The 19,578-nt window shown below is 35.0% G+C and carries 16 protein-coding genes; 5 read left to right on the top strand and 11 right to left on the bottom strand.

The features are described 5' to 3' along the window. Positions 1–297: 297 nt before the first annotated feature. Entirely contained in the window at positions 298–2,289 is a 1,992-nt protein-coding gene (locus tag NKG37_RS13090) for a S9 family peptidase (protein ID WP_016202018.1), read from the bottom strand. A gap of 360 nt (positions 2,290–2,649) precedes the next feature. Here NKG37_RS13090 and NKG37_RS13085 point away from each other — a divergent pair, with 360 nt between their 5' ends. Both NKG37_RS13085 and NKG37_RS13080 read left to right on the top strand, forming a co-directional pair. Next, positions 2,650–3,009, top strand: a complete 360-nt coding sequence (locus NKG37_RS13085) for a YhjD family protein (RefSeq protein WP_169188087.1) — start codon at positions 2,650–2,652, stop codon at positions 3,007–3,009. A 128-nt stretch (positions 3,010–3,137) separates the two neighbouring features. Next, positions 3,138–4,262 (top strand): IS4 family transposase, encoded by a 1,125-nt coding sequence (locus NKG37_RS13080; protein WP_016205491.1) that lies wholly within the window; start codon positions 3,138–3,140, stop codon positions 4,260–4,262. A 202-nt stretch (positions 4,263–4,464) separates the two neighbouring features. Here the strand turns inward: NKG37_RS13080 and NKG37_RS13075 are convergent, their stop codons facing one another. Continuing rightward, positions 4,465–5,043 carry a competence protein ComK gene (locus tag NKG37_RS13075; protein ID WP_169188086.1) on the bottom strand — a complete coding sequence of 193 codons (579 nt, stop codon included), beginning with the start codon at positions 5,041–5,043 and terminating at the stop codon, positions 4,465–4,467. A gap of 190 nt (positions 5,044–5,233) precedes the next feature. Between NKG37_RS13075 and NKG37_RS13070 the strand changes: the two genes are divergently transcribed. Continuing rightward, entirely contained in the window at positions 5,234–5,464 is a 231-nt protein-coding gene (locus tag NKG37_RS13070) for an IDEAL domain-containing protein (protein WP_016202015.1), read from the top strand. A 243-nt stretch (positions 5,465–5,707) separates the two neighbouring features. Here the strand turns inward: NKG37_RS13070 and NKG37_RS13065 are convergent, their stop codons facing one another. The 6 genes from NKG37_RS13065 to hemE form a co-directional block, all read right to left on the bottom strand. Then, the gene (locus NKG37_RS13065; RefSeq protein ID WP_101730353.1) at positions 5,708–6,985 is read right to left on the bottom strand and encodes a M48 family metallopeptidase; all 1,278 of its coding nucleotides are present in this window, start codon (positions 6,983–6,985) and stop codon (positions 5,708–5,710) included. A 338-nt stretch (positions 6,986–7,323) separates the two neighbouring features. Further along, the gene (locus tag NKG37_RS13060) at positions 7,324–8,313 is read right to left on the bottom strand and encodes a lipoate--protein ligase (protein ID WP_169188085.1); all 990 of its coding nucleotides are present in this window, start codon (positions 8,311–8,313) and stop codon (positions 7,324–7,326) included. 240 nt (positions 8,314–8,553) lie between these two features. Further along, positions 8,554–10,773 (bottom strand): YhgE/Pip domain-containing protein, encoded by a 2,220-nt coding sequence (locus NKG37_RS13055; protein WP_016202012.1) that lies wholly within the window; start codon positions 10,771–10,773, stop codon positions 8,554–8,556. 235 nt (positions 10,774–11,008) lie between these two features. Further along, a complete protein-coding gene (locus NKG37_RS13050) occupies positions 11,009–11,596 on the bottom strand; it encodes a TetR/AcrR family transcriptional regulator (RefSeq protein ID WP_016202011.1) in 588 nt (195 codons plus the stop codon). Positions 11,597–11,931: 335 nt separating this feature from the next. Further along, a complete protein-coding gene (hemH, locus tag NKG37_RS13045; RefSeq protein WP_016202010.1) occupies positions 11,932–12,876 on the bottom strand; it encodes a ferrochelatase in 945 nt (314 codons plus the stop codon). 68 nt (positions 12,877–12,944) lie between these two features. Next, positions 12,945–14,003 (bottom strand): uroporphyrinogen decarboxylase, encoded by a 1,059-nt coding sequence (gene hemE, locus NKG37_RS13040; protein ID WP_169188084.1) that lies wholly within the window; start codon positions 14,001–14,003, stop codon positions 12,945–12,947. Between the two features lie 765 nt (positions 14,004–14,768). Here hemE and NKG37_RS13035 point away from each other — a divergent pair. Continuing rightward, positions 14,769–15,293 (top strand): hypothetical protein, encoded by a 525-nt coding sequence (locus NKG37_RS13035; protein WP_016202008.1) that lies wholly within the window; start codon positions 14,769–14,771, stop codon positions 15,291–15,293. Positions 15,294–15,476: 183 nt separating this feature from the next. Here NKG37_RS13035 and NKG37_RS13030 read toward each other — a convergent pair whose 3' ends face one another. From NKG37_RS13030 to liaF, 3 genes are read right to left on the bottom strand one after another with little or no spacing between them, the layout of a single operon-like run. Continuing rightward, positions 15,477–16,112 (bottom strand): response regulator, encoded by a 636-nt coding sequence (locus tag NKG37_RS13030; RefSeq protein WP_169188083.1) that lies wholly within the window; start codon positions 16,110–16,112, stop codon positions 15,477–15,479. Continuing rightward, positions 16,109–17,137, bottom strand: a complete 1,029-nt coding sequence (locus NKG37_RS13025) for a sensor histidine kinase (protein WP_254414784.1) — start codon at positions 17,135–17,137, stop codon at positions 16,109–16,111. The genes NKG37_RS13030 and NKG37_RS13025 overlap by 4 nt, the downstream gene beginning before the upstream one ends. Before the next feature lie 9 nt (positions 17,138–17,146). Further along, positions 17,147–17,881, bottom strand: a complete 735-nt coding sequence (gene liaF / locus NKG37_RS13020; protein ID WP_016202005.1) for a cell wall-active antibiotics response protein LiaF — start codon at positions 17,879–17,881, stop codon at positions 17,147–17,149. Positions 17,882–18,261: 380 nt separating this feature from the next. On the opposite strand from liaF, the gene NKG37_RS13015 reads away from it, so the two are divergent. Then, the gene (locus tag NKG37_RS13015; RefSeq protein WP_224428573.1) at positions 18,262–19,563 is read left to right on the top strand and encodes a hypothetical protein; all 1,302 of its coding nucleotides are present in this window, start codon (positions 18,262–18,264) and stop codon (positions 19,561–19,563) included. Positions 19,564–19,578: the final 15 nt, after the last annotated feature.

Raw genomic sequence — 19,578 nt, 5'->3', positions numbered from 1 at the left:
GTAACCTTTGCACAAAAATATAGACCTTCTTTTCTATGTAAAATCCTACTTATTATCTAACCCCTTAATTACTTAATCATAAACTTTCTTTTTACTATCATATCAAAAAAAGTTCCATTAGACATTTTTTTCTTGCTTAAAATTACATTGCAGGGTAACACTGTACTTTTTTTGTCTATTCATCTACTCATTCTTCGTTATTTTTAGAAAGGCTGTTGATGTATATAATGATCTAAAATAACAACCTCTCCTCCTATAAAAAGAAGGCACCAAATGGCACCTTCGATTATTGATTCATTATACGTATTCCAAAAACCAATTGTTAATATAGTTCAGTCTCTCTATTCTAAGGGCAGGTTTTCCACTTCTGGAAAGTTCATGATTTGATTCTGGAAAACGAACAAATTTTGTTTCCTTCTTCTGTATCTTTAATGCAATAAACAATTGCTCTGCTTGTTCAATTGGACAGCGATAATCCTTTTCTCCATGCAAAATAAGCAATGGAGTTTTAATATTCTTTACATAGGTTAAGGGAGAATGCTTCCACAGTGTTTCGATATCATTTAAATCTGCTTTAATTTGCCAATCAGCAAAATAATAGCCAATATCACTAACCCCATAAAAACTTATCCAATTAGAAATGGATCGCTGTGTGACTGCAGCCTTAAAACGATCGGTATGTCCCACAATCCAGTTAGTCATAAAGCCGCCATAACTACCGCCTGTAACACCTAAACGTGAAGAATCAATAAAATTAAATGTCTCTAAGCAATAGTCTACAGCATCCATAATATCCTCATAATCCTTCCCACCATAATCGCCGCGGACAGCGTCTACAAATTGCTGTCCATAGCCATGGCTTCCTCTCGGATTAATAAATAATACAGCAAAGCCATTGGAAGCTAGTGTTTGAAATTCATGAAAATAAGAATTAGCATACATGGCATGCGGCCCTCCATGAATCTCTAATACTAATGGATATTTTTCTCCCTCTTTAAAACCTTGTGGCTTCATTAACCAACCATGAAGCTCCCAGCCATCTCGAGACGCAAATTGTAGCGGTTCAGCTTCGGAAAAAGCATGCGATTCAGCAAATTCTTTATTCACCTCTGTAATTTGCTGAATCTCTCCTGTCTCTAAATCTAGAGTATATAAATCTCCTGGATGTGTAGGTGTACTAATAGCTACAACCGCCTTTTTTAAACTTCCTCCAGTGGATAAGCCGTATACATGCTGATTATCAATGAGAGATGGATAGATTGCTCCAGAAATATTTCCAAAATAAACAACTGTATTTCCATGATCGGATGCTAAGAAAGTAAAGCTTTCATTATCCTCTCCCCACAGCATTCCAGGTGTTACTACTCCCTGTTGAAAATCACCGATTGCATAATCGCCAACATTAACATCCCACTCTGGAGTCAAGCATTGTAGAAAATCAGATTCTAAATCATATACCCATAGTTTTGATAGAGTAGCATTCTCATACTCTCTGTCGCTTCCGATTAATCCTATTCTTTTACTATCAGGCGTCCATGTTACTTTCCCATAATTCCCATTGCTTTCCGTAATCCTCTTCCAGTTTTTCTCTTTTCTGTTATATAAATAAATATCAGAGATAAAACTAAAATCCTTCTCTTTATTTTGATCTGCACTAATAGCTATATATTGTCCATCTGGTGACCAGCTTTGCAAGTAATAATTATTGTCTCCAGTCGTAAGTTGCTCCATATTACCACTTTCGATATCGATCACCGCAATATGATCATAACTTCCATCCCAAAAGCCTTTGCCATCTGATTTGTACTTCATGTTAGTTACCTCTAAGGCAGTAAGGTTGTCCTCTTTGTCTTCCTTTTTAGACTCTTTGTCTGCTACGGTTTCACCTGTTTTGAAATTACTTTGAAAAGCTATTTCTTTGCCATCGGGAGACCAGACTGGATTACTTACTCCATTCACTAAATAAGTAAGCTGCTTTGCTTCTCCCCCTTTTTTACTTAATAAAAATAATTGATTTTTCCCAGAACGATTAGAAATAAAGACAACTTGTTCTCCATTTGGTGACCATCTTGGAGAATGGTTTCGATCCTTCCCAAATGTCCATTGAGAGGTTTCAAGTGTATTTAAATTCTTATGAAAAATATTAGAATAATACTTATCGGTTTCTTTACAAATGGAAGTGAGTACATATAAACATTCTTGCCCTATTCCATTAACTTGTGGATCCACCACAGATTTTAATTCATATAAATCCTCTGCATTTATTCTTTTACTTTCTTTCACTTCCATCTTCCTTCCTTGTTAAAGTTATTATATATTTCGACGAATGAAATACTTTCCCCTCCTTATTTCCTTTTAAAATTTTGCCTATTTTTGTAAAGTTTGTTGCTACTGATCTGTAGACTGAATACCTTCGATTTCCAGGGTCTCGCTAATCCTTGCATGAGTCTACATAATTCAGGCTGCTTAGTTATTCTATACCTTAAGTTTTCCTATTGAAAAAACAAACATCTTTTAGAAGTTTTTAAAGAAATTGTATGCTTAACATTCCACTTCCTGCAATTATTCACTTGAAAATAAGAAACAAAACAAGTATTATCATATAAGAACAAACGTTCTATCCATCAAAAAAAGAAGGGGCTAAAGGATATGACACGAATTCCTGAAATACAAAGAGACATTATGGAAAAGGCCATTTATCTTCCTATGCTTTTAACTATACTTAATCGGGATCTACAGGTCGTCAAAATAAGTAATTTTAAATTAAAACAACCTTATATAGACCTTATCGAAAATTCAATGAAAGCAGTACAATTGGAGTTTAAAAAAACGAAGAGTTATATGTATAGGCATACAATGAAGATACAAGAAGTAAATCGTGATGAAGCATTTACCATGTTTTTATTTATTTATAACGGATATGAGGAATTTCATAACTACTTTAACCCACGCCTTCGTAATAAAGCTCAGGAATTATTAGAGTATTATTTATATAAGCGGTTTCACTAGTGTCGCATTAAAATAATTCAACATAGCTAAATAAATTAAATTTTCCGCAAATAAACTTTTCTATAAAAAAGCCTTTATAATGGGTTGGTGGTAGTAACCTATCCAAATCCAAAATAAAGGACTAACGCATGGATAAGTTTACACGAAAAACATCATTTGAACAATGGCTTTCACCTATTTCCAACAATTTGTTAGAGGAACAAGTGAAAAACTATCAATTAAATTACTATACGAAGAAGCTGCATATGACTTCCTTTTTGAAATTACTACTATATGCACAACTCCATGAAACGGAGAGTTTGCGTGCATTAAGTGATTGCGTGTTTTCAGAAGAATTACAAAACGCCACTCAACTTGATTCCATTAGTTTCTCTCAACTGGGTAGGCGATTAAATCTGGTTCCAACGGAGTTTTTCCAAACTATTTTTCTTGATTTAGTCAAGCAAATTCATCGGAAGACTGATTTTCAAGCGAGACGAAAAACGACAACACCTCTTAAAATTATTGATTCCAGTACATTACCATTAAACTTGAACAACCATAAGTGGGCAAAATTTCGAAAAACCAAATCTGGTGTGAAGCTCCATCTACGCCTCGTATTTATGGAAAAAGGTCATTCCTATCCAGATCAATCCGTGCTTACAAATGCCAACGAACATGACCGAGGCCAGCTTGAGATCCTGGTCGATGACAAAGAATGCATGTATGTGTTTGATCGTGGATACTTGGACTATGAACGATTCGATCGCATGACAGATGAAGGCTATTTCTTCGTCTCTCGACTGCGTAAAAATGCGGTTGTACGTAGCCTTGAAACACTCTCGTTACCAGAAGATTCTTCTGTGTTATCGGATGAGATGGTCGTCATTGGAACCACACAAAATCGATCGGAGAATGTTTTCCGTTTGATCAAAGTATGGGATACAAAAGGAAATGAGCTACACTTGTTAACGAATCGTTTTGATTTAAGTGCGGATGAAATCGCTGAACTTTACAAATCACGGTGGGCCATTGAACTGTTTTTCAAATGGATGAAACAGCATTTGAATATCAAAAAATTCTTTGGACAGAGTGAACAAGCTGTGCACAACCAAGTGTATATAGCGATGATCGTCTATTGCTTGAATGTACTGGCTCAACGGAACACGAAAAGTAAGCGATCGTACTTACAAATTAGTCGTTATTTGAAAGCAGCTTTATGGAAACCGGAACACATTTGGTTGAGAAAAATAGGGGGAAACACTGTCCCATAAGCCAATCACTGTCTCTATCACACTCGCCACAAGGTATAGTAAAAAAATGGATGTTTACTACCTATGTTTAATCATCTTTCTTTTTACTCAAAAGTAAGGATAATTAATAACGGAAAATTCCGTCAATGTTTATGCGACGCTAGTGAAGCGGTTTACTATTAGTTAACAATAACAAATAAAAAAAATCCATGCGTTAGCTATCTCATTTTCCCTTCTTTTTTTTATAGATCATTTGCGTTTCAGCTAATTTCTTCTGTTTTTCCACCAGTAAACTTTTATAGGTTAATTTAGGATTAATGCTTGCTTCATGATTATAGCGCTGTAAAGTTTTTAATGAGTTCGTCCGCATAATTTGATTTCTTAGCGTATAAAGAGAAATATCCACTTCTATTTTCTGTAAATTTTGAAAGGTGATTCTCACTTTGGACACTTCTATTTTTTTGGTATCGAGAATATGATGAAGAGAAATCCATGCGCAGTTGTTATTTCTAGGAGAGTGAGTTGGAAAAAAATAAATGGAATTAAAATCATCAATAACAATTGGCAGCTTGTGGTGATATGTCATTAATTTACGTGTCCCGTCTCTTCTCCCTTCATAGGAACTGCCCAGATAACCACATGTAGTTTTGACAATCATTAACGGGGTGAGTTTGCACAAGAATACCTTATCATGTTCATATACCTTTGAATAAATAGTACCGTTAGTTAAGATGTAAGGCAATACTGCGAGCGTGTAGTAATTAATACAATACTTATCTACTATTAAGTAATTTTCTTTCATCCATAAACCACTCCTTTTATTAGTAATTCTCCCTTATAATAGCACTTTTCACCTAATAAACTTAATTATTTATTTCATTTTTAAGAATATAGACATACTTTATAATCAAATTTCTAAATTTTTAAAAAACAAATTGATAATTATCAAATTTTCCCATATAATATTAAAAAGGCATCAGGAGGGAAAGACAATGAATGACAAGTCGTATACTGAGTTTACAAAGTTAAGTGCCCTTAAAAAAAACGCGGAAACTTATGTAAAAGACCTCTATATTGAAATGTTGCTTTCAGAAATTCAATTAAATAATGAAAAAGCAAGTTTGATGTCCTTGATCGATAAAGCCATTGATGAACAAGATAGAGAAAAGTTCAATGAACTAAGTATTAAATTCAACTTATTATGTAAGCGCTTTGGTACTTGATAATAATAGATTTACTTAAAATGTAAGGATGATTCAAAAAGCCTAATCACTTAGCTAGGATTACGCTCTTTGAATCATCCTTTTATCTTTTTGTATAGAATATTTTTAAAAATACAAAGAGCAACTTGAATATACATTGATTCTTGTAGAAATAGTGAAACCTTGTCTCACCATTCGCCGAAAGAACTCCAAAGTGTATTCAAGTTGCTATCAGATGAACAAACCAAAAGTAAAAACCGTTCCTTATTGCTTCTCATTTTGTAAACGAATGCTTTCCTCTTCCAGTTTACTAATTCTTTCTAGCATTGTCGGATGGCTATAGCGGAATATTTTTACTAATAATGGGGGATTCACCTCACTCAACCCTGTTTTCGCTAGCTTTTGAAAAGTAACAATACCAGCTTCCGGATTGTCTGTTAATTGGATTGCATAGTTATCCGCCCTTTTTTCCTCATATCTTGAAATTAAATTAGTTAATGGATTTACAGCAAAAAGTAACATGGAAATTAATAAAAGAACTAGAGGGAAAGACTGGATATCCTCTATTTTCGATATTTTAAGGGCTGGTCCCCATCTATTCACAATCCAGTGCATTAATTTATAAACAAAATACAAACCAAACAAGGAAAAGAATAAGGAAATACTAATTCCGATGTAAATATGTTTTTCTACATAGTGAGCCATTTCATGTGCCATTACAAACAAAATTTCCTCATTCTCTAATTCTTTTAAGCTTGTATCCCAAAGCACGATTCTTGCATTGCTTCCTATTCCTGTTACATAGGCATTTAATGCGCTCGTTTTATCCGACATATTCACTTCAAATACATGATCAGCTGGTATATTGGAGGCACTGGCCAGCTTCAATATCTCAGTCTCTAATTCTTTATCCTTTAAAGGCGTGAAATCATTATATAAAGGATCAATGACGACAGGCTGGATAAACGTAAGAAATAATGTAAACGGAATAGATAAAAACCATCCATAAAGCCACCATCTCTTTTGGCTCTTTCTCATTAGCCAATATAAGACTACGACAACAAGGTATACAATAACAAAATTCACCCAAAAATCAATTAATTGATCCTTCATCCAAGAAGGAAAGCTTTGGGTAGAAATATGATACGTTTTCGACAAAGAGTAACTGATATAACTAATGGGAAATGTAAGAATAAACGCTGTTATATTCAGCCAAAATAAATAAATTGCCGTTTGCAACGGCTTATGTTTCGCAGAAGTCTCTCCCCACTTTTTAAACACTTTGGAAAAACCAAATAACAAAATAAATAAGTAAAGAAGCCATTCAAACGGTGTAGATATAAAAAACAAAAAGTTCCTTACCCGCGAATATTCCTCACTTAATAGCAATTCTCTACTATTTAGAAAAGTACTCGGATCGGCTTGTGACCCCTGATATTCAAATGGTAAAGTTGGACTAGTGTATTGAAATAAATACCAATAAAAAAACAAGCCGTATAACACATAGGCAACTACTGCATAAAAACCAATTTTTCTAGTCATAATCTCCCTCCTGCCTGCCTAGTACAACCTATTATAATAAGTAGTCCCAAAAAGAGTTTTTTAGAACTAAAAGGAGATATTTTTGCTATTTATTTTACTTCTGTCCAGGCGTCTCAGCCGATACTATTTCCTTAGGGAAGCAAACTCCTCGTTATCATAGATCATTAGTCTGACAACAGTCGCATTAATTTAAAAAAACATATTCCCTGCTACACTTTACTTTAAAAGTGTGAGCGCAATGGAACGGACCCGCTTTTACTTTTAACTACAAAAAAGCATCCAAAATAATAAGATACCTACTATCATTTAAGATGCCTAAAAATTATTCTTCTATATGATCAATAAATTAATTGCAGAAAATCTTCTTTTGTTACATTTCCAAAATAATGCTTAATAGAAATGTCTTCTAATGCCTTTTCTAATTCAGAGCGGTCATAGCGGACACCAATCAATCGCTTTTCGATATCTTCTACATCGCCAACCCCAAAGAAGTCACCATAAATTTTGCAGTTTTTCACAATTCCTTTAACTACATCAAATCTTACATCAATTTGGCCAACTGGGAAACGATGAGAATGCTGTAAGTTAAATTTAGGGGATTTTCCGTAATTCCAATCCCAATTTTGGTATCTTTCTTTTGATAGTTGATGGATTTTCTCCCAATCTTCAGCTGTTAATACATATTCTTGAATATTCTCTTCCCCATCAAAAAGATAAATTAATAGCAAGCGGCGAAATTCTTCGACTGCTATTTTTTCTGGAAGAAACTCAGTGATATTTGCAACTCTGCTTCGTACTGATTTAATCCCTTTTGATTCGATCTTGTCTTTTTTCACTTTTAAGGCTGATACAATATGATCCATTTCAGAATCAAATAACAAGGTACCATGTGTAAACATTCTGCCTCTTGTAGAAAATTGGGCATTCCCTGAAATTTTTCTACCTTCTGCAAGCAGATCGTTACGTCCGCTTAATTCAGCATTTACTCCCATACTTTTAAGAGCTTGGACAACGGGTTCCGTGAATTTTCTAAAATTATGGAAGCTATCTCCGTCATCCTTTGTGATAAAGCTATAATTTAAATTACCTAGATCATGATAAACAGCACCGCCGCCAGACAATCTTCTAACAACATGTATACCTTTTGATTCAACATATTCAGTATTAATTTCTTCTATTGTATTTTGGTTTTTCCCAATAATGATAGAAGGTTCATTTATATAAAATAAAAGAAAAGTTTCATTTATGTCTAAATTTTTCAAAGCATATTCTTCTATTGCTAGATTAATGCGCGGATCTGTAATCCCTTTATTATCTATAAATAGCATAAAAAGACACCCCTTATAATTTTGTAGAATTATATCCAAATTTCCCGAATTTAATTGCCCTTTTATACTATAACGAAAAAACGGCAAATAATCACTTCATTTGTACTTTTTTCATAGAATTGGCAAAGTTTTTTTTGTAACAGCATTAAAAAAAGCTGCAACTAAGTAACTCCACCATTATCTATTGATAATAAGTTCAATAGATGTTCCTGTGAAGATACAAAGTTAGCAGCTTTCCGTTTATTCGACAGTTGCTTCTACTTTCGTATTTGTATAATAACGTTTGTACTTAAAGATAAAGTAAGCAGCTGTACCAGCAAAGAATATTAGTGGATAAATACCAAGAATCTCTGCATTATGCCACATAAATTCTAAATCACCTGTAGAGATAACAGCTTTTAATCCAGCTACAGAATAAGACATTGGCAATAGATTGTGGATATGCTGTAGCACATTTGGTATTAACTCTAACGGGAAAGTACCCGCACTTGTTGTTAATTGGAAAATCATGATGATGACGATAATAAACCGTCCAGGATTTCCAAATAAAGTAACAAAAAATTGGATAATCGAGAAAAATACTAAACTAGTTAGCACGGTAAATAGGATGAACAATGGTACACTTTGCACTTCCATACCTAAAATGACTAATAATACAAAGGAAGCAACAAGAGCCTGTAAGACACCCACACCGATTAAAATGATTGTTTTACTTAAGAACCAACGAATACCGCTCTTCGGCTGCTCTTCTGGTTCTGCAAAAGAGAACACAATAGAGAGCATTAATGCACCAACAAATAAGCCAAGAGAAATGAAATATGGTGCCAAACCAGTACCATAGTTTGGAACGTCTGATACCTTTTCTTGATCAACTAAGATTGGCTCAGCTATCATGTCATATGTTTTTTCATCTGAATGAATGGAACTTGCTTCCTCTGCTCCATCTGATAATTTGGAGGCAAGCTCTTTACTGCCATCAACTAAGGAAGAAGTTCCGTTCACCAATTCCTTTGAACCACTTTTTAGTAAATTAGTTCCATCTGATAAGGCAGTCGATCCTGATGCAAGTGTATTCATTCCGGATACCAGAGTATTAGCACCAGTAGCTAACTTAGAAGAACCGTCGACAGCTTTTGAGAACTCTGCAGCATACTTATTCATCCCAGCAACAAATTGTTCTTGACCAGCTACCTGCTGTTTTACCCCATTTTCTAATTGGCTGCTACCATCACTTAGCTGATTAACACCTGATTGCAGCTGTTTTTGTCCTTCATTTAAGTCCGTTAACCCATTAGATAAGCCCTCGCCACCTGCTGCCAGTTGGTCTGCAGCTTGACTCAAAGCTTTCGTATTTGTTGCAATCGACGAACTACCGTCCACTAAGCCTTGAAGTGCTGCTACTAGCTGTTGTTTGTTTTCTTCTGGTAATCCTTGCAACATTGGCATCATTGCATTAATTGTTTCCTGTAAGGTTTTAGCCCCTTCATTCAACTGATTTGCACCAACTGCTAACTGTTCAGATTTATCACTCCACTCAGTCAAATTTTGCGTTAACTTATTTGAACCTGATTGCAGTTGATCTGCTCCCTCTATTAAGGAAGGTAGATTTGTTTTAACTGTATTAATTCCATCTTTCGTTTGAGAAACGCCATCAAGGATCGCTTGATCTCCCCCTTGCAATTTCTGTGCAGCACTATTTAATTCTCCCTGTGCTGATTGTAATTGGGATAATCCTTGATTTAAATCACCTGCACCAGTAGCAAGCTCTTTCACTCCATCATTTGCACTATTTACACCATCAGAAAATTGTATAGACTTTTCAGCAAGCGTTTCTAGATTTTTATACACTTCTTCCGTGCCTGATTTAATTTTGTCTGTGCCTTCTTCTAAATCCTTTGCACCAGTACTTGCCGTTTTTAAGCCATCTGACATTTCTGTAATGTTTTCAAATATAGACTCCGCATAGGTTTCAGTCACTTCTTTACTAACACCTTGTTTTATTTTTTCTATCGCAGAATTCCCTATTTGAGAAGAAATAAAGTTATATCCTGGATTTGAAACATACTTCAAATCTAATTTTTGCGGATTATCTTCCAATAATGTTGTCGCATTTTCCGAAAATTCCTTGGGAATTTCAATCAGCATATAATACTTTTGTTTTTCTAAATCTTTATATGCCGTTTCTTTATCTACAAAAATAAAATTAAAATCTTCACTATCCTTTAAATTTTCCACTAAATCTTTTCCGATATCTAACGATTTACCATTCATCTCTGTCCCGGTATCTTCATTAACAACGGCAACAGGTAATTTATCTAAGTTTCCATACGGATCCCAGAAGGCCCATAAATAGATACCAGCATATAAAACTGGAATAAATACAATAGCAATGACAGAGATCAGCATCATTTTATTTTTAAAAATAGAGGACAGCTCTGCCTTTAATAAACTTTGTTTCATGTAATTTCCCTCCATTTTTAATAAAGTGAAACTTCCATCAGTGAGGCTTTTCCTTCCTCCCCACTGATGGTTAGTTGAACCAATCGGACCTTTGATCTCCCCCCCATCTTCCTCGTATTCTCAGAAGATTGAGGGGGGAGTCTTACTGTCCGTTAAGAGTGGGATAAATCATTTTATCCTTTACAATTTCCGATAACAATAAAGGACAAGCATCGAATTTATCTATCTTTTTCCTTTAGTAGCTTTTGGACGTACTTGCTAAACCATGAAAAAGATGTAATTCAAAGTTAGAAGCTATTTCCTCTGCAGTTAGGGGTGGGTGCTGTTTCTCCCACTCAAAAATTAACGCTAAATATACTTTAAAAATAATAAAGGAAGTTAACTCCGTATTCTGTGTTTTAATTTCTCCTTTATCAACAGCTTCTTGGACACGTATTTTCATGTAATTTAATATGGCATTTTCTAAATGACTAATTACTTCTTTCACTTCCAAAGTACCCATTTCGCGTTGCTCTTGGAAAAGCTTAACCGTAAGTTGGTGCTCTTTTCGGTATTCAATCATATTCATCAGTGCTCGATGCGCATTTTCCATAAATGTAGAGGAAGAATCAAATGATTCATCTGCTTTCTCCTTCATTTCCACAATCAAATCATTAATAATTTCAAAAAACAGTTCTTCCTTATTCTTAAAAAAGGTATAAATCGTTCCTTTTCCTACGTTTGCAATTTTAGCGACATGATCCATAGTAGTTGCTTTATAGCCAAACATAGAAAATGATTTTGTTGCCGCCTCTAAAATAAGCTTCCTACGATCAACAGCCAAATCTCCCACCTCTTTCTTAAGTTATCTTTTCATGTTGAAGAAAACATACACCAGTCTGCTTTGACGTTCTCCATTAATTAACTTTATTATGACTAATCTTTAGTCTAGGTTCGTTCCATCGCGCTTTTCAATAATGTCAAAAGGAACATGCTTTTTATGAAATCAGCCTTATTTTCCACCGAAACTGACTAAAATAACATTTCGGTCAGTTAGTACAAAAATGAATATATCACAGTGTTAAATCTGTTGCAACAAAAGAAACCAAGTGATTTTCGTAAAAATCACTTGGTTCCGTTTACAATATAATAATAACAAGAAAAAAATAATTTTGTCATTTACCCTTTAATAGGCGCAGCAATTTCTTTTAAAACAGCTGTTGCTAATGCATCAATAAATTCTGGCTGTGCATTCGGCATTTTTGGTCGATAATAACTTGCCCCAACTTCTTTCGTAACGACGAGGCATTCGTAATCATTGTCATATAAAACTTCTAAATGTTCAGCTACAAAGCCTACTGGAACATACACAAATGCTTTATATCCATACTTAGCATGTAAATCTCTTGTTAAATCCTGAACATCTGGACCAAGCCAAGGATCTGGTGTATTACCTGCACTTTGCCAGCCAAGATAATAAGTAGAAATTCCTGCTCCCTTTGCTATTAACTCTGCTGTTTCCTTTAATTGTTCCGGATAAGGATCTCCATATTGAAGAATTTTTTCTGGTAAGCTATGTGCAGATACAATTAAAGCTGCATTTTCTCTTTCATCCTGAGACATTTTTGCGTACGTCTCTTTTAATTGGTTGACCCAATAGTTAATAAACTTAGGCTCCTTATACCAGCTTTCCATACTATGAATCGTTAAGCCACCTAGTTTGTCTGCTTCTGCTTTCGCACGAGTATTATAAGCTTTAATACTGAAAGTAGAATAGTGAGGAGCTAAAACAATACTAAATGCCTCTTGAATTCCATCGTCATGCATCATCTTTACTGCATCTTCTACAAATGGTTCAATGTGTTTTAAACCTAAATACATTTTAAATTCAATATCAGCTTGAATCTCATTAAGATGCGCTTCTAATCCCTTTGCCTGTTCCAGCGTGATTTTTGCCAAAGGGGAAATGCCTCCGATTGCTTCATAGCGACTTTTTAAATCTTCAAGCATTTCATCTGTCGGCTTTCTTCCATGTCTAATATCTGTATAATATCTTTCAATATCTTCTTCCTTATATGGAGTTCCATACGCCATGACTAGAAGGCCCATTTTTTTGCGAGTCATTTTCATTACCTCTTTTCTTTCTATATATTTTATATCCTTCTAACTGTAGATATCCGTAAAAGTGATTTTTATTTACCAACAAGCTTACTTAATAAATCACCAGAATACTCATGAATAAAACCAGTCAATCTTTTCAACACAGCAGGATCTACATCCGGAAATACACCATGTCCTAAATTAAAGATAAAGCCTGGTTGTTCTATTCCCTGCTCAATGATTGTTTTCGCTCTTTCTTCAATAACACTCCATGGTGCAAGAAGCACAGCAGGATCTAGATTTCCTTGAACAGCTTTGGTTATCCCCATTTTTCTTGCTTTAGATATAGGTAATCTCCAATCTAGCCCAACAACATCAAGAGGAAGATCATTCCATTCAAGAGCCAAATGACTTGCCCCTACTCCATGCATAATGAAAGGTACATTTTCATTCGCTAACTCTGAAAAAATTCTTTTCATTACAGGCTTTATAAATAAGCGGTAGTCCTCCACATTTAATGCTCCCACCCATGAATCAAAAATTTGAATCGCACTTGCTCCTGCACTAATCTGTGCCTTCACGTAAGTAACAACCATATCACCAAGTTTTTCCATTAGAGCATACCAAGCTTCTGGTTTCGCATACATAAATGCTTTTGTTTTATGATAGTTTTTGGATGGTCCACCTTCAATCATGTAACTAGCAAGGGTAAAAGGAGCACCAGAAAAACCAATTAAAGGTACATTTAATTGCTCAGTTGTAAGGAGCTTAATTGTGTCAAGGACATATTTAATATCTTGTTCAGGATGTAACATACCAAGTCTTGAAACATCATCCATTGACTGAATAGGATTCTCTATCACTGGTCCAATTCCTGATTTTATTTCCACATCCACACCAATTGCCGGCAGTGGTGTCATAATATCTTTATATAATACCGCAGCATCTACATCATACTGATCAACAGGTAATTTTGTCACATAAGCACATAATTCTGGCTGATGTGTTATTTCAAATAAAGAATATTTCTCTTTAATTGCTCGGTACTCAGGCTGGGAACGGCCAGCTTGCCGCATATACCAAACTGGAACATAATCCGTCTGCTGTCCTTTTGCCGCTTTAATAAATGTATCTTTCACTTGTTTGCTCATCCTCTATAAGTCCACCTTTCAAAGGTATGTATTCCATTTATCTATAGTAATTTATACATTCCACTTATTTATAATCATTATTAAGTTATAATATTTATAAATAATATGCAAGTAAAAAGTTTTGTGGGGAGGATTTTTTATAAAAGAAACTACCTATCCCTCTTCTTATAGCCATACCATTACCAATAAAGTGAAACTTCCATCAGTGGGGGTTTTCCTTCCTCCCCCACTGATGGTTAGTTGAACCAATCGGACCTTTACGGACAGTTGATCTCCCACCTAGCTTCCTCGTATTCTCATAAGCTTACGGTTGAGTCTTACTGTCCGTTAAGAGTGGGCTAAAAAGGAATGTCCACATCTAGACACCCCACTCTCTCTTTACTTAATGTAAAAATATTCATTTTCCATATACATATATTTTAATAATATATCTTTTTCACTACCTTTGCATAGATAACTTATCACTTTGTCACAATTTAGACATTTTTACCCGAAAAAACCGAAGACCTTTACTCTAACAATTATACTGAAAGCACGCGAAAAAAATTTACTTTGTGAAAACCTATTTGAATAGGTTGTAGGTAAAAATAAGTTACAATGAAAGAGGTATGCTTATAATATTAATTTGTGAAATAAAACAATTTTTATTATAAGGATATACAAAATAGGTTATATAATTAGTTATGTAGAAGTTTAAGGGGATTTCATCGTAACCTTCCCCTTCTATTGTATGCTTAAAATCTTTGTTATATTGGAGGGAGATTATTGAATATCTATCTTACAAGCGGAACCTATGATTATTTAAGGAAAAAATACGAGAGTGAATTTTCTAAAGAAACATTATTGTTAATGCAAGATGAAACTAGCGATCGGGCGATACTGCTTCATGAAAGCCAAACCCCTTCTTTATTTCAAGAACCAAGAAGCTATGATATTTTATTCAGCGATGGAGTGTTAGAAAACAAAGGTTTTATTACAATGAATCACATTCCAGTAAATGAAGAGAATAAACCTATTTTCGAACATAATATGCTCCATTACTTTACTTCTCACCCGAACAGAACAATGACGGCTATTCGATTTCTTCGCCCTAGAAAGGGAGACACTTATATTCTCTTTTGCCTATGGGAAGAAAAAGCTAGTTATATTAAGTGGAAGCAACAGCCAGAAAATGCTAATGCGCCAATTGGCAAAAACAGTGAAAAGAGCTGGAATTCTTCCCAACACTCTATCTTTAATGGAAAACCCTACTTTGTCCAATTAACTATTCCTGAAGAAGTGGAGTCATAAAATGAAATTTCCATCAGTGGCGGTTCTTCTTCATCCCCCACTGGTGGTTAGTTGAATCATTCGGACCTTTACGGACAGTTGATCTCCCGCCTCTCTTCCTCAAATGCTCTTAAGCTTACTGCCAAAGTCTTACTGTCCGTTAAGTGTGGAATAAAAAAATCCTTGTAGCCTATGAACAAATGACTACCTTGTTTTAATAATGCCATTTCTATTCGCATACACAGCTGCTTGTGTTCGGTCGGCTACTCCTAATTTTGATAAGATATTGCTAACATGAGTCTTCACTGTTTTTATCCCTATGTAAAGTTCTTCACTAATTGCTTGATTTGTCATCCCCTCACCAATACACATTAGTACTTCAAATTCTCTTTCCGTTAACTCATCATGAGGTTTTCGTTCTGTTGCTCGCAATTTTTTCACCATTACGTTAGCAACTTTCGGTTCAATCACTGCTTCCCCACTATATGCTTTATTAATGGCATGAACAACTTCAGAAGCGCTTGCCGTTTTTAATAGATAGCTAAAAGCACCTGCCTCTATTGCCGGAATTACTTGTGCCTCATCATAAAAGCTAGTGATAATGATAACTTTGCAGCTAGGATAATCCATTAAAATAGCCTTTGTTGCTTCCATTCCATTGCCATTTTCCATTAATAAATCCATTAGCACAATATCTGGTTTTTCCTTTAACACAAGCTGAACTGCTACCTTGCCATTATTTGCTTCTCCCACGATTTGCATATTAGACTCTGTCATTAAATAAGAAATGATTCCTTTTCGCACCATTTCATGATCATCTACTACTACCACTTTAATCATTTCTCCCACCCCTTTATCGGAACTCTAATATCGATATATGTGCCTTCACCAATTTTCGAACGAATTTCCATCACACCACCAATTTCCTCACATCGTTCTCTCATTGTTTTTAATCCATATGATGCAATCCTCTCTATAGTTGGATCAAAGCCTTTGCCGTTATCACTTATATGTAGAGAAGCATATTCTCCACGTTCTTCCAAAATGATTCTTACTTTATCTGCATGAGAATGACGAAGCACATTTGACAAAGCTTCTTGAACAATTCGAAATAAATGTTCTTGTCCAGCTGTAGATAAGCCTTCTATTTCATCAATACTTGCAGAAAAATGAAGCGTTGTTTTTCCTTTCAGCTCTTGAATAAGTTTAATAATGCCATCGCACAGTGTATCATTGCTTAATTCAATAGGTCTTAAATGAAGTAATAACGCTCGCATTTCTCCTTGAGCTTTTCCAGCAATCGAAACAATTTCCTTTAACTGTTGTTTCGCTAATATGGGATCACTATCAAAAATTTTATAAGCAGCAGAAGACATCATATTTAAAGCAAATAATTGTTGACTAACTACATCATGCAAATCCCTTGCCAGTCGTTGTCTTTCTTCTATTACTGCAGCATTGTGCGCTGTTTGACCTAGTGTTGTTTTTTCATTTGCTAATCTCTGCAGAGAATGCACTTGCTCTTGTTGATAATCAGCAAGTTTATTAAGTTCTTCTTTTAAATCATACACATACTCATTTGTTGCAAGCTGCATTTTTTGCGGTACTTTCCCTCTCCTTAAAGAGGATGTAAACCAAAATACTTCATCTAACTGTTTCTTTAGCGTGCTGTTCCATTTAAAAGCAAAATAAAAACCGATCATTGTTGTGAGGAAAAACCAGATTACAGCTAAAACAAAACTTCCTATCGTCGACATTACATAATATGGAAATGTGTACATACTTATAAATAACAACAATGAACTAATTAAACTTGTTAACACTACATTTCGGTAATACCCGTAGCGGCTATTTGTCTGTTTCATGTTTCCCCCTTATACTTTTTGCACTGTAATATCGCCTATATTAAGTAAAATATTTAACTTAATCTTTTTTATGGCCTCTTCATAATCAGCAGATTTAAACTCCATGCTATTTCCTATCCCGTCCTTAATCGACTGGAGAATTCGTACTTCTCCAATCTTTGCTTCTGCATGCACATAAATCGCTAGATCATCTGGAACAATAATTTTCACATCACCAATTCTTGCATGGATAAATAGTTCTGTTTCCCCTTCAGGAATAAAAGCTTTGCTAAAATCGAGATAGACATCTCCTATCCCATGCGAAATCTCCATCGGCTCAACAGCCCAATTGTCTGTGTTATATTTAACATCTCCGATTCGAAAAGATTTCGTAGTATACCGTTTTCCCATACTATTTATTTCAAAGGTAAATTTAGGTTTTATTAATCCTAATGCCATTAAAATAATAATTAATGGCCACAACCTCCAAAAATCCATAAATTTGAATTCTAATATTTGAAAACGATCCAATATTAAGAGACTGGAGAAGGTAAGAAGAAACAAGGTGAAAAACAAATTACTTTTTCGCTTAATCGCTATTTGATAGAGAGAAAGCAGCCCGTAAATAAGCAACAAAAACGGATATATTATGACAAATAATTTTTTTATTTCCAAGGAAATGACACCGATATTAACAAGTAATAAAATTACTCCCACAATCAGTAAACTAATAGAAAACATTATTTTGGAGATAGATTTTCTCAAAAACTCCCCTTCTTTCTTTAGACATCTATATCTAGAATATTGGGTTTCAACAAACAAAACATCCTTTGTATTCGTATAATTCTAAAAAGTATTACATTTTTAAAATATAAACCTATTGTACTACCATTATGAATTTTTTTGCTCCTTCTTTCGATGTTTTTTTCTCCATCTTGAGAAGGAGTCTATTACACCTCCTTTATTCTTTCTTGATTCTTTTAACATGAACGTTTCATCTGCTTCAAAAGGAATAAGGTAAACTCCCCATTTTTCACAGGAGAACCAATCACCTTTTACATACAGCGACATAATCTGTATTAACCGAATTGTGATAGATGCCTATAGCATCATCGACTTTAAATCGGGAAAGGAGCTGTATTTATTTGGATATCGAATTAACAGCACTTCATTGGATATATGTATTATTCATTGTCTTTATCATCGGCTTTATGGTAATGAGAAGAGATACTACCTTTATTTGTATCGTCGGAATCTTTCTTTTGGCGATAACAGCGACAGGTTCCCTAAGTACCTCGATTAGCAGCATTTTTAATAGCTTCATCTTTGCGATTACAGAATTGTTACCTACTATCGTTGTCATCTCTATTATTGTGGCAATGAGTAAAATTCTGACGAAAACTGGTATTAATGATGTGATGATTTCTCCCTTTTCCAAACTCATTCGTTCACCTGGTCTCGCTTATTGGACGATAGGGATAGTAATGATGTTGATTTCTTTCTTCTTCTGGCCATCACCAGCTGTGGCATTAATCGGGGCTGTACTGTTGCCAGTAGCTTTACGTGTCGGTCTGCCAGGAATAGCAGTTGCCATGGCAATGAATTTATTTGGTCACGGCATAGCATTATCAGGAGATTTTATCATTCAAGCTGCTCCAAAGCTTACAGCAGATGCAGCTGGTATACCAGTCCAAGATGTCATGCATGCAAGCATTCCACTTGTCATTGTTATGGGGCTTGTGACAACTATTACTGCGTTCTATTTTATTAAACGCGATATGAAAAGAGGAACTCTTACGTTTTCAACTGGAGCCACCTCTGCTAATAAATCGGATATTCTTCCGCAAGTAAATAGATTACTACTTAGCAGCACACAAAGGAAATTGTTTGCTATCCTTATTCCGATTCTCTTTATCCTTGATGTCGTTGCCATGTCTCTTTTAGATTTACAGGGGGGAGATGCTACGGCACTAGTTGGCGGAACATCGATTTTCATTCTACTTTTAATAACATTAGTAAGTTATAAAAATAAAGGGTTGGAGAAAACAACAAGTTATTTGATCGAAGGATTCCAATTTGGCTTTAAAGTTTTTGGTCCTGTTATTCCAATCGCCGCCTTCTTTTATTTAGGTGACTCAGGTTTTAGTACGATCATCGGTGACTTTCTTCCAAAAGAATCCCATGGAATCGTCAATGATCTCGGCGTAGCCTTGGCTTCAACTGTTCCATTAACAAAAGAAATCGGCGCCATTACATTAACAGCTGTGGGAGTTATTACAGGCTTAGACGGCTCTGGCTTTTCAGGAATTTCGTTAGCAGGATCGATTGCAGGTTTGTTTGCACATGCGATTGGCAGTGGGATAAGTACATTAACTGCTTTAGGGCAAATTGCTGCTATATGGGTTGGAGGCGGAACACCTCAACCCACAAAAGACATCTTATTTTAAGAAACCATTATCCTT

Origin of the sequence: Niallia sp. RD1, from assembly GCF_024219955.1 — a bacterium.
Lineage (GTDB): Bacteria > Bacillota > Bacilli > Bacillales > Cytobacillaceae > Niallia > Niallia alba.
The sequence above is the reverse complement of the archived record's forward strand: the minus strand, read 5'-3'. Positions and strand labels throughout refer to the sequence as shown.